The organism is Streptomyces sp. NPDC006309, assembly GCF_040613095.1.
Classification (GTDB): domain Bacteria; phylum Actinomycetota; class Actinomycetes; order Streptomycetales; family Streptomycetaceae; genus Streptomyces.
Window position 1 is genome coordinate 57,781 of the sequence record NZ_JBEXRO010000002.1, and the last position, 15,215, is coordinate 72,995.

At 72.7% G+C, this 15,215-nt stretch carries 12 protein-coding genes; 8 read left to right on the top strand and 4 right to left on the bottom strand.

What is annotated here, in order from left to right; translation table 11 throughout:
• Nucleotides 1-336 precede the first annotated feature (336 nt).
• From ABZ117_RS02875 to ABZ117_RS02890, 4 genes are all read left to right on the top strand, one after another.
• Complete coding sequence (locus ABZ117_RS02875) at nucleotides 337-4,311, top strand: SpoIIE family protein phosphatase (protein WP_356817384.1); 3,975 nt, start codon at nucleotides 337-339, stop codon at nucleotides 4,309-4,311.
• Nucleotides 4,311-4,598 carry an STAS domain-containing protein gene (locus tag ABZ117_RS02880; protein WP_356816744.1) on the top strand — a complete coding sequence of 96 codons (288 nt, stop codon included), beginning with the start codon at nucleotides 4,311-4,313 and terminating at the stop codon, nucleotides 4,596-4,598. The genes ABZ117_RS02875 and ABZ117_RS02880 overlap by 1 nt, the downstream gene beginning before the upstream one ends.
• Nucleotides 4,599-5,086: 488 nt before the next feature.
• A complete protein-coding gene (locus tag ABZ117_RS02885; RefSeq protein WP_356816745.1) occupies nucleotides 5,087-6,592 on the top strand; it encodes a GAF domain-containing SpoIIE family protein phosphatase in 1,506 nt (501 codons plus the stop codon).
• A 16-nt stretch (nucleotides 6,593-6,608) separates the two neighbouring features.
• Nucleotides 6,609-7,010, top strand: coding sequence for an STAS domain-containing protein (locus ABZ117_RS02890; RefSeq protein ID WP_356816747.1), 402 nt, complete (start codon nucleotides 6,609-6,611; stop codon nucleotides 7,008-7,010).
• 222 nt (nucleotides 7,011-7,232) lie between these two features.
• On the opposite strand, the gene ABZ117_RS02895 is transcribed toward ABZ117_RS02890, so the two are convergent.
• The 4 genes from ABZ117_RS02895 to ABZ117_RS02910 all read right to left on the bottom strand — a co-directional run bounded on the left by ABZ117_RS02895 (nucleotide 7,233) and on the right by ABZ117_RS02910 (nucleotide 11,126).
• A complete protein-coding gene (locus ABZ117_RS02895) occupies nucleotides 7,233-8,315 on the bottom strand; it encodes a HoxN/HupN/NixA family nickel/cobalt transporter (RefSeq protein ID WP_356816748.1) in 1,083 nt (360 codons plus the stop codon).
• 401 nt (nucleotides 8,316-8,716) lie between these two features.
• Nucleotides 8,717-9,247, bottom strand: a complete 531-nt coding sequence (locus ABZ117_RS02900; protein WP_356816750.1) for an ABC transporter substrate-binding protein — start codon at nucleotides 9,245-9,247, stop codon at nucleotides 8,717-8,719.
• Nucleotides 9,244-9,549 (bottom strand): Ada metal-binding domain-containing protein, encoded by a 306-nt coding sequence (locus tag ABZ117_RS02905; RefSeq protein WP_356816752.1) that lies wholly within the window; start codon nucleotides 9,547-9,549, stop codon nucleotides 9,244-9,246. Before ABZ117_RS02905 ends, ABZ117_RS02900 begins: the two co-directional genes overlap by 4 nt.
• Nucleotides 9,550-9,635: 86 nt before the next feature.
• On the bottom strand, nucleotides 9,636-11,126 hold the full coding sequence (locus ABZ117_RS02910; RefSeq protein ID WP_356816754.1) for an IucA/IucC family protein: 1,491 nt from the start codon (nucleotides 11,124-11,126) through the stop codon (nucleotides 9,636-9,638).
• A 179-nt stretch (nucleotides 11,127-11,305) separates the two neighbouring features.
• Between ABZ117_RS02910 and ABZ117_RS02915 the strand changes: the two genes are divergently transcribed.
• The 4 genes from ABZ117_RS02915 to ABZ117_RS02930 all read left to right on the top strand — a co-directional run bounded on the left by ABZ117_RS02915 (nucleotide 11,306) and on the right by ABZ117_RS02930 (nucleotide 15,196).
• A complete protein-coding gene (locus ABZ117_RS02915; RefSeq protein WP_356816756.1) occupies nucleotides 11,306-12,817 on the top strand; it encodes an IucA/IucC family siderophore biosynthesis protein in 1,512 nt (503 codons plus the stop codon).
• Between the two features lie 62 nt (nucleotides 12,818-12,879).
• Complete coding sequence (locus ABZ117_RS02920) at nucleotides 12,880-13,053, top strand: hypothetical protein (protein WP_356816758.1); 174 nt, start codon at nucleotides 12,880-12,882, stop codon at nucleotides 13,051-13,053.
• Between the two features lie 80 nt (nucleotides 13,054-13,133).
• Nucleotides 13,134-14,396, top strand: a complete 1,263-nt coding sequence (locus ABZ117_RS02925; RefSeq protein WP_356816760.1) for a VWA domain-containing protein — start codon at nucleotides 13,134-13,136, stop codon at nucleotides 14,394-14,396.
• The gene (locus tag ABZ117_RS02930) at nucleotides 14,396-15,196 is read left to right on the top strand and encodes a hypothetical protein (RefSeq protein ID WP_356816761.1); all 801 of its coding nucleotides are present in this window, start codon (nucleotides 14,396-14,398) and stop codon (nucleotides 15,194-15,196) included. The genes ABZ117_RS02925 and ABZ117_RS02930 overlap by 1 nt, the downstream gene beginning before the upstream one ends.
• Nucleotides 15,197-15,215: the final 19 nt, after the last annotated feature.

The window sequence follows — 15,215 nt, forward strand, 5'->3', positions numbered from 1 at the left end:
CAAAAGCGGAAGAACCTGCCGGGCGGGTGCCTTTTGTGTCGATGGCCTGTTCGGAAAACGTCGGCTCGTTCCGGGCGTGGTGACGGAGCCCGCCCACGGCGCGGTCGACACGGTGGCTCGGACTGGACGGCGTGGATGAAAGGGTTGGCTGTGGCAGGTTCCGCAGATGCTGAACGTCGGCCGTCGACGTTCGCGGCCGATGTGTTCGCCGCCGACGCGGAGATCGGCGAAGATCTTGCCGCGGTGGACTGGGCCGTGACCCCGCTCGGGCCGCCGGACGGCTGGCCGCAGAGTCTGCAGACGGCGGTCAGCATCCTGCTGTCGTCACGGTTTCCCATGTGGATGGCCTGGGGACCCGATCTGACGTTCTTCTGCAATGCCGCCTACCGCCAGGACACCTTGGGGCAGAAGTACCCCTGGGCGTTGGGGCGTTCTGCGAGCGAGGTCTGGGCGGAGATCTGGGACGACATCGGCCCGCGTATCGACGCCGTACTGGCCACGGGCGAGGCCACGTGGGACGAGGCGCTGCTGCTGTTCCTGGAGCGCTCGGGGTATCCCGAGGAGTCGTATCACACCTTCTCGTACAGCCCGCTGCGCGACGATTCCGGCACGGTGGTCGGGATGCTGTGCGTGGTGAGCGAGGAGACCGAACGGGTCATCGGTGAACGACGGATGGCGACGCTGCGGGACCTGGGTTCCGATCCGAGCGTCGTGCGGACCGAAGAGGAAATGCTGGCCTTCGCCGGTCAGCAACTCGGTCACAACCCGCGCGACCTGCCGTTCACGCTGACGTACCTCTTCCAGCCGGACGGCACCGCGCGACTGGCGGGACGCACCGGGCTGCCGGCGGGGCACCCCGTGGCACCTGCCGTCCTGCCGGCCGACGCGGAGAACGCTCTGTGGCCCACCGCCGCCCTGGCCGGAGGGGAGTCCGCGGTGCTGGACCTCGACGGCGCCCCCTTCACCGCGCTGCCCGTCGGGCCGTGGCACGAGCCGCCCGCCCGGGCACTGGCCGTGCCACTGCTGCAACAGGGCAGCGCCCCCTACGGGTTCCTGGTGGCCGGACTGAACCGCTACCGCCCGCTGGACGCGAGCTACCGCGGCTTCGTCGAACTGGTCGCCGGACACATCGCAGCCGGGATCTCCAGCGCGCGCAGTTACCAGGCACAGCAGCGCCGGGCCGAGGAACTGGCGGAGCTGGACCGGGCGAAGACCACCTTCTTCTCCAACATCAGCCACGAGTTCCGCACCCCGCTCACGCTGATCATGGGGCCGGTGGAGGAGCTCCGCACACAGTTCGACGGGGGCGATCCCCGGGTGCGCGACGAACTGGAGGCCATTCACCGCAACGGCCTCCGACTGGGCAAACTCGTCAACAGCCTGCTGGACTTCTCCCGTATCGAGGCGGGACGGATGCAGGCCAGGTACGAACCCGTCGACCTGTCGGCGGTCACCGCCGAACTGGCCAGTGTCTTCCGCTCGGCCGTGGACAAGGCCGGTCTCGGTTTCGAGGTCGACTGCCCCGCGCTGGATGAGCCGGTGCACATCGACCGGGGCATGTGGGAGAAGGTGGTCCTCAACCTGATCAGCAATGCGCTGAAGTTCACCTTCGAGGGATCCATCCGCATCTCGGTCCGTGCCGAGGGCGGCGACGCGGTGGTCACGGTCGCCGACACCGGCATCGGCGTGCCCGCCGAGGAGATGCCCAGGCTCTTCGAGCGCTTCCACCGCATCGAGAGCGCCCGCTCACGTTCCAACGAGGGCAGCGGCATCGGTCTCGCGCTGGTCAAGGAGCTCGTCGGCCTCCACGGCGGCACGATCACCGCGGACAGCACGCTGGGGCAGGGCACCCGCTTCACGGTCCGCCTGCCCTTCGGTACGGAGCACCTGCCCGCCGACGCCCTGGCGCCGGCCGCCTCCACCGCCGTCCCCTCGGCCACTGCCGAGCCGTATGTCCTGGAGGCGCTGCGCTGGCTTCCCGCGGACGCCTCCGGCGCGGAGACAACCATGGCGCCGGCGACGAGCGACACCGCCTATACCTCGGGTCCCGTGGTACCGGCGCGGGTGCTGACCGCGGACGACAACGCCGACATGCGTGAGTACCTCACCCGAATCCTGCGAGGCGCCGGATACCACGTGCAGGCGGTCACCGACGGACACGAAGCCCTGCGGGCCGTCCGTGCGGACGCTCCCGACCTCGTGGTCAGCGATGTCATGATGCCCCGCCTGGACGGGCTCTCCCTGGTGCGGGAGCTGCGCGCCGACCCGCGCACCGCTGCCGTGCCCGTGCTGCTGCTGTCCGCCCGCGCCGGGCAGGAAGCCTCCATCGAGGGCCTGCAGGCCGGTGCGGACGACTACCTCGTCAAGCCGTTCGCCGCGGCGGAACTGCTGGCCCGGGTGCGGGCCAACGTGGAACTGTCCCGTCTGCGTACTCATCACGCCCGCTGGCGCACCGCGCTGGTCGACTCCCTGAAGGAGGCGTTCTTCGTCTGTGACGAGGAAGGCGCGGTCGTCGAGACCAACTCGGCGTTCACCGACATCCTCGGGTACGGCCCCGACGAGCTGCCCTACCAGCCGATCCACCCCTGGTGGCCGAAGGCCGACAGCGATCCGGAGGGCCACGAGCAGGTCGCCCGCGCCTTCGCCGGATTGATGGAGGAGGGACACGGCCGCTACACCATCCCCGTCACCCACCGTGACGGGCGCCGGCTGTGGATCGACGTCGCCTTCAACCAGGCACAGGATCCCGACACCGGGCGCCGCGTGGTTGTCGGTACCTTCCGGGACGTCACCGCCGAGCACTACGCCATCCAGCGTGACAGCGCCCTGGCGGCGCTGAGCCTGCGCGTCTCCCGGGCCACCAGCCTGCCCGAGGCCCTGACCGGTGCCCTGAGCGAGCTGAAGGAACTGTGGCGGGCCCGGCAGGTGCTGGCCGTCGTCTTCGGCCACCACGCGGATCCCGTGGTGACCGCCACGGAAGCCGCACCGGACTGGCGGGACCTGCCCGCCGACCGGCGCGAGGTGCTCACGGCCCTGCGCGAGCGACCCCTGCTGACCCCGGTCACCGATCACACCAGTGCGGGCATCACCGTGGAGCATCCCGACGGCCCCATGGTGCTGTGGGTGGACCTCGGCGCCAACCGGCCGTTCACCGACGAGGACCAGCTGCTGCTGTCGCTACTGGCGGGGCACCTGGCTCAGGGGCTGGTGCGGGCCCACCAGATCGACCAGCAACGCGAGACCGCCATCGCCCTCCAGCGGGCCATCCTCGGTCCATCCCATCTGCCCGACGGCTTCGCCGTCCGCTACGAACCGGCCACCCAGCCTCTGGAGGTCGGTGGTGACTGGTACGACACCGTGGCGCTGCCCGACGGCCGGATCGGCATCGTCGTCGGGGACTGCGTCGGCCGGGGACTGGAAGCGGCCAGCGTCATGGGCCAGCTGCGCAGCGCCTGCCGCGCCCTGCTCCTTCAGGACGCCAACCCGTCCCGGACCCTCATGGCCCTGGACCGCTTCGCCGCCGGCATCCCCGGCGCGCTGTGCACCACCGTCTTCTGCGGCGTTCTCGACCCCGGGACCGGCCGGCTGACGTACTCCAGCGCCGGACACCCGCCGGGCATCCTCGCCCACCACGACGGCACCACCCGCCTGCTCGAGGACGGGCGGTCCGTGCCCTTGGCCGTGCGTCCCGGCAGGGCACGCCCCGAGGGGGAGTGCACGATCCCGGCGCGTGCCACTCTGCTGCTGTACACCGACGGTCTCGTCGAGCGCCGCCGACGCCCGTTGAGCGCGGGCATCCACCAGGCCGGCGAAGCCGTCCAGGACGGCAGGGACGCGGCCGTCGACGATCTCGCCACCCAGGTCATGACCCGTCTGGCTCCCGAGAACGGTTACGACGACGACGTCGCCCTGCTGCTGTACCGGCACCCAGCACCGCTGGAGGTGACCTTCCCCGCCGAGTCCTCGCAGCTCGCACCGGTCCGCCAAGCTCTGCGTACCTGGCTCGAACGGTGCCAGCTGCCCCCGCAGACCGCGCAGAACGTCCTGGTCGCGGTCGGCGAAGCCTGTGCCAACGCCATCGAGCACGGCCACCGCCACTCTCCGGGTGAGCCCGTCCGGCTGCGCGCCGAGGCGTACGTGGACGAGCTGCGCCTGGTCATCGCCGACACGGGACAGTGGAAGACCCCGCACCCCGAGGCCAACGCCCACCGCGGCCGCGGCATGACTCTGATGAAAGCCATGATGCAGCACGTCACCGTCACCTCCGGCGCCGCCGGCACCACCGTCCAGATGCACACGAGGATCGCGTGATGACCACCCCGCTCACCCTGACCCCGGGCCGGCGGTCCGACGGCACCCCGCTGCTGACAGCCGTCGGCGAGATCGACATGACCAACACCGGCGCCCTCTGTGAGGCCCTGGACGCCACCCACGGCCCGGTCGTCCTCGACCTCACCGGCGTCGAATACCTGGACAGCGCCGGCCTCAACGTACTGTTCGTCCGCGCCGACCGGGTCGAACTCGTGGCCACGCCTCTGCTCGCCCCCGTGCTGACGATCTCGGGACTCACCGAGCTCACCACTGTCCACGGTCTGTAGCGGACGACGGAAACCCCCTCCCCGCCCCCCGAGGTACGCAGGGAGCGGACTGCAACTCGGTGCGCCACGGAGGTGGCCACGGCCGCCTGCGCATGTGGCGAGCCGACGGCGAAATCGTCGTGGAGATCAGTGATCGGGGCCGGCTGGCCGATCTCCCTGACGGGCCGCCGCCGCCCCGACGCCTACGCGCCGACCGGCGGCCGGGGTGTATCGCCTCTGAGGCTGCGAGCTCGGTGGCTCGGTGCCTGTGTGACGCCTGAGCCCGGTGTCGTACCGCAGAAGCCGGAGGGCGCCGGCCTGGAGTGGCGGCGGCACCGCGCCGACCGGGTGCGGCGAGGCTCCCCGGCCGCCCGGCGACTGGGTACGCGAGGTCTGGGTGTCCCGCCGACTCCATGGCCCCTACCGCCATTGGCCCTCGACCTGCCCTCGGTTTAGGGTGCCTCAGTCCGTGTCAACCCCCCTCGGCCGGGCAGCGAAGGCGAACAGCGATGACCCAGCAGACTTCCGCAGTCGGCCCTGCCCCGGGGCCGCGCCCCCAGGTGGTTCCGGACACCGAGGTGGAGACGCGCCGCATCGCGGCGGTCCGCCGTTACGACATCCTGGACACGCCGCCCGACGGGGCGTTCGACCGGGTGGCGGGGCTGGCCGCCCGGCTCTTCGACGTGCCGGTGGCCACGATCACGATCGTGGACACCGACCGCATATGGTTCAAGGCCACCCACGGCCTGGACGGTGTGAAGGAGATAGGCCGCGATCCGGGACTGTGCGGCTCGGCCGTCCTGCGCGACGAGACGCTGGTGATCCCCGACACGCTGCTCGATCCGGTCGCGGCGGACAACCCGCTCGTGGCCGGCGAGATGGGAGTGCGTTTCTACGCTGCGGCCCCGATCGTCACCGGTGACGGACACCGATTGGGCACGGTCAACATCCTCGACACCAAGCCGCGCTCCATCAGCCAGGCCGACACCGCCACCCTCGCCGACCTGGCCTCGATCGTGATGGACGAGCTGGAACTGCGGCTGTCCGCCCTGCGGGCCCTGCGCCACGAGCAGGAGCGGCGCGAGGCCGAGCGCCGTCATGCGGAGGCGGAACGCGCACGAGCGGAAGCGGAGCACGCAAGGGCTGAGGCGGAGCGTGCGGCGCGGGAGCGCGCGGAGCAGGACCGAGCTGCGATCGCCGTTTTCGCCTCGACGCTCCAACGCGCCCTGCTGCCCCCGGTGCTCCCGACCGCTGACGGTCTCGAACTGGCCTGCCACTACCACGCGGCCTCCGTGTACGAGGTGGGCGGGGACTTCTACGACGTCTTCCCGCTCGACGACGATCGCTGGGTCTTCTTCCTGGGTGACGTATGCGGCAAGGGCACGGAGGCGGCGACCGTCACCTCGCTGGCTCGTCACACTCTGCGGGCTGCCGCCCGGGTCGACTGCGACCCCGTCGCGGTCCTGTCCGCGCTGAACACGGTTCTGCTCACCGATGTCGCCGCCGGCAGCCGCTTCTGCACCGTTGTGTTCGGCCTCCTCACATCCGAGGAGACCGGCGGGTTCACGGTCACGATCGCCACCGGAGGCCACCCGCCTGTCTACCATCTGCGTCCGGACGACGGCGGCGCGATGTGGGTGCGGGCGGTGCGGCCCAAGGGAGGGATGCTCGTGGGCGCGTTCCCCGATGCGCGTTTCGCCCCGACCACCTTCCGGCTGGCCCCGGGGGAAGCGTTGCTCCTCTACACGGACGGTCTGATCGAGGCGCATACCGCTCAGGGCGTCATGTTGGGTGATGAGGGCCTGACCGGCTTTCTGCACCAGCGCACCGGTCCGGTCCGGGCCACCGCCCTGGTGGAGGACACCGTTGCCCTGCTGGAGGCACTGCCCGGCGGGGCCGGGGACGACGTCGCTGTCCTGGCGCTGTCGGTCCCGGTGGACGGGGCGGCCTGCGACGACGAGGCGCTCCCCGCTTCCCGGGGCACTGCCGCGGCCTCGGACCCGGTTGAGCAGTGAGAGGAGAGACGACGACATGACCGCCGACGTCGAGATGACCGTCGAGAGGCCTCGTGAAGGCGTTGCACTCGCCGCTCTCATCGGTGACTTTGACCAGGGGAGCGGTCGTGGGTTGCACGACCGGGTCGCGGACATCGTCCGGGACGAACCCACCTATCTGGTCCTGGACCTGTCCAATATCGGCTTCTGCGACTCCACCGGGCTGAGCGTCCTGATCGGGATCTGGCACCTCATGCATCAGTCGGGCGGTTCGGTCGCCGTGGTCGGCGTGCCGACGCGCCTACAGCGCATGCTCACCCTCACCGGCGTCGACGAACTCCTTCCGGTGCATCCAACGGCCGCCGACGCGGTGCGAGCAGGGCCGGCCGGGCTGCCCGCCGAACCGGGCTTCGGATCGGGCATATCCGACGGGAGATGACGGCGGTGACGTCGTGCACGACGTCACGTGGGGCGGAGCGACCTGCCACCAGCGACCGCCTGCCGACCCCGCCGCAATGCACACGGTCCGTCGCATGTGAAGTGCATGGCCACTCCTGAGCCCGTCGTTTCTGGCGCGCACCACTTGATCACGCCCCCGCTGCCCGGACGCGTGAGTACGCGAGCGGCGCTGCTCCCCCGCGGAGCGGCGCCGCGAGCGGTCCTACTCGGCGGCCTGCTCAGCCACGGCCGGCCGGGCCAGGGCCGCCGTCCACTTCTCCTCGATGCGGCCGACCTTCCACACCAGCAGGGCGACGACCCAGGTGGCGAAGAACAGGGCGACGATGACGTAGCCGATGATGTTCAGGTCCAGCCCGGAGATCCAGTCCCAGAACAGGCCGTGCAGGCCGGCCTGCTCGGCGATCAGGCCCAGCAGTTCGACCGTGCCGATGATGAGCGCGACGGCGACGGACAGGCCGGTGATGGTGAGGTTGTAGTAGACCTTGCGGACCGGCTTGGAGAACGCCCAGCCGTAGGCGAAGTTCATGAACGAGCCGTCGATCGTGTCCAGCAGCGACATGCCGGCCGCGAACAGGATCGGCAGGCAGAGGATCGCGTACCAGGGCAGTCCGGAGGCTGCGCCCGAGCCGGCGAGGACGAGGAGGGCGATCTCGGTCGCCGTGTCGAAGCCGAGGCCGAAAAGCAGGCCCAGCGGGTACATCTGCCACGGCTTGGTGACCGACTTCATGACGCGGCCGAGGAGGCGGTTCATGAAGCCTCGGTTGTTCAGCTGCTCCTCCAGGGCCGCTTCGTCGAAGTGACCGGAGCGCATCCGCCGGAACACCTTCCAGATCCCCGCCATGATCACCAGGTTGATGCCCGCGATGACGTACAGGAACGTCCCGGAGACGGTGGTTCCGATCCAGCCGGTGATGCTGTGCAGTTCGGAGTCGTCGTTCTCCACCGGTCCGGCCAGCGACTTGACGCCGACGGAGAGGAGGAGGGCAAGAGCGAAGACGATGGAGGAGTGGCCGAGGGAGAACCAGAAGCCGACCGACAGCGGACGCTGACCCTCGTTCATCAGCTTCCGGGTGGTGTTGTCGATGGCGGCGATGTGGTCGGCGTCGAAGGCGTGCCGCATGCCGAGGGTGTACGCGGTGACGCCGATGCCTATGCCGAAACTCTTCGTGCCCAGGCTGTAATGCTCCGGGGCGACGATCGCGACCAGCGTGAACCAGCCGATGACGTGCAGCGCCAGGATGAAGGCGGCCATACCGCCGACACTGGCCCATTCCTTGCGGGTCATGGACGTACGTATGCGGTGCCACGAGATGCCGCGGCCGGTGCCTGGGCGGGCAGGGCGGGGAGGAGCGGAATCAGGAGCGGTGGTCATGGAGACGCGGGCCTTTACTGCTGGGCGAGCGGCCGTTTTCAGCCGCGCCTTCCAGGCTTCTGCCAATCGCTTGCAACAACAAGATGATGGCAGTAAAGCGGGAGCCAGAATTCAGTCATCGGCTCGAAAATTGTCGAGCTCAAGCCGCTCGGCGAGCGCCCGGGCCACCCGAGTGGGATCGGCCACCGCACCAGCCCCGTCAGGCACAGGAGGCCGACGCGCGTCAGTGCGCGACGTCCACAGCACCCTGTCTCCACCGCCCCCAACCTAAGCGGCCGCCGACACCAGGAGTTCCCTGGGTGTCAGGGTGGCGGTCAGCCCTCGGCGGACTCCACGACCCAGCCCCGCCGGACCGTCCACACCCTGCCCTCCGGTGTCGCGCCGCGCATGCCGTCCAGCACCCCCGGTCCCGCGGCGGTCACCAGACGCGTGTCCCCCGTGGCCGCGAAGCCGAACGTGCGGCGCGGGTCCCAGCCGGTGCTGTGCCGCAGGCGGCGGCTCAGCTGGGCCCAGCCGACCGGCGCGGCGGCCACCACCCAGGCGTCCGGTTCCGGATCGGTCAGCCGGCGGGCCTGACGCAGCCAGGAGGCGGCGTCCTCCGGCCAGTCGACCACCGCGGCGAGCCGTCCGCCGCGTTCCTGCCAGGCGTCGGCGAACGCCGCGGCGGCAGCCCTCGACGCGGCGTCCCGGCCATGCCCCAGGGCGACGCTGCCGCCGCGGACGCCGCAGGCCTCCAGCAGTGCCAGCAGCCGCGCGAGTTCGCGGCCGGTGTGCGGCCGGGGAGCGGGCCAGGGCCCGTAGCCGGCGAGGACGGAGGCATCCAGCCGTGGCGAGGGCTCGTTCATGACGCCTCCCCCTTCCGCCATGCGCGGTGGCGCAGGGGCAGGCAGACCGCGCACGGCCGGTACCCCGCGGCGCGGGCGGTGGCCTCGTCCGCGAAGAACACGCGGTGGCGCACGTAGTTCCCGCGGGCGATGTGCCGCAGGGCTGACGGGCAGTCCAGTCGTCCGTAGATCCGGCCGCGCCGGTAACCCCCGAACCGGCCGGGCACGTCGCTGCGGTACGGCCGGCCGTCGTCACCGGTCAGCGTGTATCCGCGGGCGGCCGGCGCCGTGGGGGCCGTGTCGTCGAGCCGTCGTCTGTCCACGGAGGCACTGTGCATCATTCCGGGCCGCCGTACGAGCGGTATTCGGACGTCGACCGCGCCACCCGGCTCCCGGCGCGTGTTTCCGGTCAGCCGGTGCGCAGGGGATTCGGCAGGGGCAGGTAGCGGGCGTCCGCGCCGCCCGCGCCGGTCCAGCGCAGCAGCAGGTTGGTCTTGCCCGGCAGGGTGGGCGCCGTCAGCAGGGCGGGGATCTCGGGCAGGCGGTGCCGGGCGAGCGCCCGGCGGGCGGCGGGCCACGGGTCGAGGCCGGGGTGGTGGTCGGCGAGGGCACCGGCGATCTCGGTGAGGTGGTTGACGACCAGGCAGTACACCAGCCGCTCCCAGCCGGCGGCGCGGGGGACGTCCGGCAGCACCTTGGCGCCCTCGGCGTCCCGGAACAGGGCCTGCACGGGCGTGCCCGAGGCGTCGACGGCGACGAGGGTGTTCTGGAGGTGTGCCTCGAGGACGACCCCGTGGTCGCCGAACGCGGTCAGGGCGGGTGGGACGACCTGGCGGAGATACGCCTCCCACCAGCCGGCCGGGTCGGTGGTGGCGGCCAGCGGGCTGCCGTCGAAGCCCTCGGCGAGGCCGGCGGCGAGCAGCGGGGTGGCGCCCGGCACGAGGTGGTCGCGCAGCCCGTCCCGGACCAGCACGGCCAGCTCCTCGAAGGCGAAGGCGGCGGTGCGGTAGCCGCGGTCGCTGAGCCAGGCCGCGGGCGGGCCCATCGCCGCGAAGGCGCGCCCGGCGGCGTTGTCGGTACGGCGGAGTCCGAGCAGGTCGTGGCGCCACAGCCGGCGGATGTCGTTGGTGATGCGCACATCGAGGCTGAACTTCAGGAACAGGTCACGGCCGGGCTCGTACAGCGTGCGGACCGCCGCCGTGGGCCACACGTCGAACGCGCTCGGGCCGAGCCGCAGCAGGCGGCCGTCGGCGAAGGCGGGGGCGAGGTCGTGGGCGGCCAGGTCGAGCTGCCAGGGGTGGGCGGGCAGCAGCCGGTAGCCGGGCGGGGCCGTGCCGAGGCCGTCCAGGGCGCTCGTGTCGCCCTCCTCGGCCACCTGGTCCTCGCGGACGCCGAGCAGCACCAGCGGGAAGCGGGCGTGCGCCTCGGGCGCGTACGGCAGCCAGGAGGCGGCCGGGCCGCCGCCGCGTGCCTTGGGGGCCGGGTGGTGCGGGTGGCCGGTGAGCAGGGACTGCTCCGAGCGCAGGTACGCGTCGGCGGGGGGCGTGGCCCGTGCGCGGGCGGTGAGCAGGGCGGCGACCGTGTCCCGACTGTCGATCATCTCGGCGGGCAGGTCGCCGCCGGGCAGTCCGGTGTGCCGGCGCAGTTCCTCGGCGACCAGTTTGACCAGTTCCGAGTGGCCGATCCGGCGCCAGACGCCGGCGGTGCACACCTCGGGGTCGGCGGGGCGCCGCCCGGCCCGCACCCGCAGCAGCCGTCCGCCCGGCAGCCGGTGGACGCGCCGGTCCCCGGAGTCCGCGAGCGGTTCGGCCACCTCCCGCAGGAGGCAGTTGAGCAGGGGCGCTGCCGCGTACGCGTCGGCGCGGCGGCCGGTCTCACCGGCGGAGGGTGTGAGGTCCACGCGTCCTCTTCGTCCGTCGTCGTGCGTCGTCGTCCCTCTCCATGGTCCGGTGCCCGTCGTCCGGAGGGGACCGGGGGCGTTCCCGCGCACGCCGGTGCGTCCTGCGGGGGCCGGTCGCGACCAGTATGGCTGTCGTCCCCGACAATCGTGCCGTGCCCCGTGTACCCGAGGAGCCGCCCGTGGACCGTCCCCCGACCGCCGAGAGCGAGGTCGCCGACGAGCTGGCCGCCGTCCGGCCCGCCCTGCTGCCCCGGTACGCGATGGAGCTGCCGGGTGCCCGCGCCGCCGTGCTGACCCGCCTGTGGCGGGCGCTGGTCCATGAGCCGCTGCCGTGGCTCACCGGCCGGACGCCCGGGCCGCACGGCCTCGTCCTGCGCCTCGCCGACGGCCGCACCCTGCACGGGCCGCACGCGGACCCGTACGCCACGAGCGCGTACGTCACGGCGGTCCGCCTCGGCCGGGAGCGGTACACGGACCCGGCCCTCCTGATGACCGCGCTCGGGGTGCCGCACGCGTCCCCCTTCGCGGCCGAACTGGCGCACAGTGTGGCCTCGCTGGCGCTGTCCCGGGCCGGCGCGGATCACCCGAAGGAGTGGCCGGCGCAGGACTGGGAGTGGGAGCAGCGGGTCGTCGACGGGCATCCGTTCCACCCCAACTGCCGGTCCCGGCCCGGTTTCTCGGTGGCGGACCAGCTGGCGTACGGCCCGGAGCACGGGCCGGTGGTGGAGCTGGGGACGGTGCCGGTGCCGGAGGACCAATGCCTGGTGTCCGGTGACTGGCCGGCCGAACTGCGCGACGGGGGACGGCTGCTGGTGCCGGTGCACCCGTGGCAGGCCGCGCATGTGCTCCGGCGGCCGTACGACCTCTGGCGCCCGGCCCGTCCGCTGATGTCCCTGCGCACACTGGCGCTCCCCGCCGGTCCGCATGTGAAGACCGCGCTCAGTGCCCGGCTGACGTCGTCGGTGCGGGACATCTCCGCGTACTCGGTGGAGGCGGCCGCGGTGCTGTCCTCCCTCGGCGAGGAACTGGCGGCGCGTACGGACGGTCTGCTGCACGTGACCCGGACCCTCGGGGCGGTCACCGCCGGCTCGCCCGCTCTGGCGGCCCTGCTCCGGGAGTCACCCGAGGCGTACACGGGCCCGGGCGAACGCGTGCTGCCGGTGGCCGCGCTCGCCGGCACGTCCCTGCCCGGTGACCCCGCCTGGCTGACCGCGTTCACCCGGCTGGCGCTCACGGTGGGGCTCGGGCTGCTCGACCTCGGGGTCGCCCTGGAGGCCCACGGGCAGAACCTCCTGGTGATCCTCGCCGCCGACGGCAGCCCTCGGCGGCTGGTCTACCGGGACCTCGCCGACATCCGGATCAGCCCCGCCCGGCTGGCCCGCCACGGCGTCCCGGCGCCGGACCTGACCGGCCGGCTGATCACCGACGACCCGGCCGCCCTGCGCCGCAAGCTGTTCGGTTCCCTGGTGGCGGGGGCGCTGGCGGGCACGGCGGGTTCGGGCCCGGCGCTGGCCGCGGCGCTGACGGCCGCCCTGCCCGGCCTGCCGCCCACCCCGGACCTCGCGGCTCTGCGCGACGACCCGCTGCCCACGAAGGCGCTGACACTGATGCGTCTCTCCCCCGGCCGCACCGGCGACATCTGGACGGCCCTGCCCCCGCCCCGCGCGACGGCGTTCCCGGCACCGAGCTGATCGCGCCGGACCGCATCCGGGCACCGGTCCGCCGGGTCACAAGGCCGCCCGTCGCGGCGCGGGTGGACCCGGTCGGTGAGGTCGAGCACGGTGAGGCCGCCCGGCGGGCGATCACGGTGGCGCCGGGCGAGGGGGAGGAGAGGGTGGCCGGCGGGCGGATCACCGGCGGCTTCAGCGTCGCCGCGTACCGGGCCCGTCCGGCGGGGGTGTTCGGGGCACCGGGCGGCGGGCCGTGAGCGCGGCGGGGCGGGGCTTACGGCGGCAACTGCCGCCCGGCGTTTTGGAGTCCGGCCGGTCTGATCAATAGGATCCGGCGATGATCAGAAGACAACGGCTGGCGGCGGGCGTCTGCGCCCTGCTCGCCGCCCTGACGGCCGGGATCGCGTTCCCCGCCGGGGCGGTCGCCGACGAGACGGAGCAGGCCGCTCCCAAGGTCGAACTGGTGCTGGACGTCAGCGGTTCCATGCGTACCCGGGACATCGACGGCGGCACCCGGATGGCCGCGGCGAAGCAGGCGTTCAACGAGGTGCTGGACGCGACCCCGGAGGAGGTCCGGCTCGGCATCCGCACCCTCGGCGCCAACTACCGCGGCAACGACCGCCAGGAGGGCTGCAAGGACACCGAGCAGCTGTACCCGGTCGGCCCGCTGGACCGGACCGACGCGAAGACGGCCGTGGCCACGCTGGCGCCGACCGGCTGGACCCCGATCGGGCCCGCGCTGCTGAAGGCCGCGGCCGACCTGAACGGCGGTGACGGCACCCGCCGTATCGTGCTGATCAGTGACGGCGAGGACACCTGCCAGCCGCTCGACCCGTGCGAGGTGGCCCGGGAGATAGCCGCCAAGGGCATCGGGCTGACCATCGACACCCTCGGCCTGGTGCCCGACGCGAAGACCCGCGACCAGCTCAGCTGCATCGCGGACGCGACCGGCGGCACCTACACCTCCGTACGGCACAAGGAGGAACTGACCGACCGGGTCGGGGATCTGGTGGACCGGGCCGCCGATCCGGTGGTCACGCCGGTGGCGACCGAGGGCGCGGCGCGGTGCGCGAAGGCGCCGGCGCTGAAGTCCGGACTGTACACCGACCGTGAGGAGTTCGGGCAGCAGCGCTGGTACCGGGTGGACGTGCGGCCCGGCCAGGAGCTGCGCGCCTCGGTGAGCGTGGCCGCCGACCGGGCCGTCCACCCCGACTACGGGCTGCTGCTGCGGGCGGTGACCGTGCACGGGCGTGAGATCGTGCGCGGCGAGGCCGCCGGCACCGGCCGGACGGACGCCGTCTCCACGGGCCTGCGCTATCCCAGGCCGGACAGCGACGACGACGCCGCGCCGGCGGAGACGGTGTGCCTCCAGGTCACCAACTCCTTCTCGGCCGCCGCGGGCGTGAAGACCACGCCGGGCCTGCCGCTGGAGCTGACCGTCGACGTGGTGAACGGGCCGTCGGGCCACCACGACGTGGCCTCCTTCGGTCTCGGCCGCGGCTGGTGGCTGCTGGGCGCGCTGGTGCTCGTCGGCTTCCTCGCCGGTCTGCTGTGGGGCTGGCTGTCACGCTGGCGGGTCGCCGTCTGGAGGACGAACTGATGCGTATCACACGTGTGCTGGGCGCCGCGCTGCTGGCGCTGGGGCTGGCCGCCGGGCCGGCCGCCGCCGACTCCTCGCCGTCCCCGGCCGCCTCCGACGACGGCAAGGCGCCCACCCGGGCGGGCACGTCCTTCCGTACGGCGACGGAGATCGAGCAGGGACAGCGGGCCACCGCGTCCGGCTCCACCGGTGACTACCTCTACTGGTCGTTCCCGGCGGACACCGGGCAGCGCCCCACCGTCCGGGCGACCGTGAAACTGCCCGGCACGCACGGCTCCGAGGCGTGGCAGCTCGACGTGTACGACGGGCTGCGGCGCCGGCAGGCCTGCCAGTACGGCGCCCAGACCCGAACCGCCGCGCAGGGCACCGGATCGGTCGAACTGGCCTGTGTGCTGCGCACGGTGCGCGGCTGGTCGGAGCCGTGGGCCGACGACCCGCTGCCGGGCACGTACTACGTGCGGCTGACCGTGGTGGACCTCGGCGCCTCTGACCTCGGGCAGCCGGTGAGCGCCGAGGTGCGCGTCGACAGCAAGGACATCGGCGGCGCGGCCGCCGTGGACGGTTCGCTGGGCAAGCCGCTCGTCCCCGGGATCGCCGTCAAGGCCGGGGAGGACAGGGACGGTTCGAAGGCGGCGGTGCTGTCCAGCTTCGGTTCGGACGACGGCTGGTCGTCGGGCTGGTGGTCCGACCGCTGGGTGTGGACCGCGATCGGCGGCATGCTGGCCGCGCTCGCCGGCATCGGCGGGTACGTCCTGACGCGCGGACCGGGGCGGCCGTCCCGGGTGCCGCCGAACGCGTAGCCCGCCCCGAGTGAAGGCC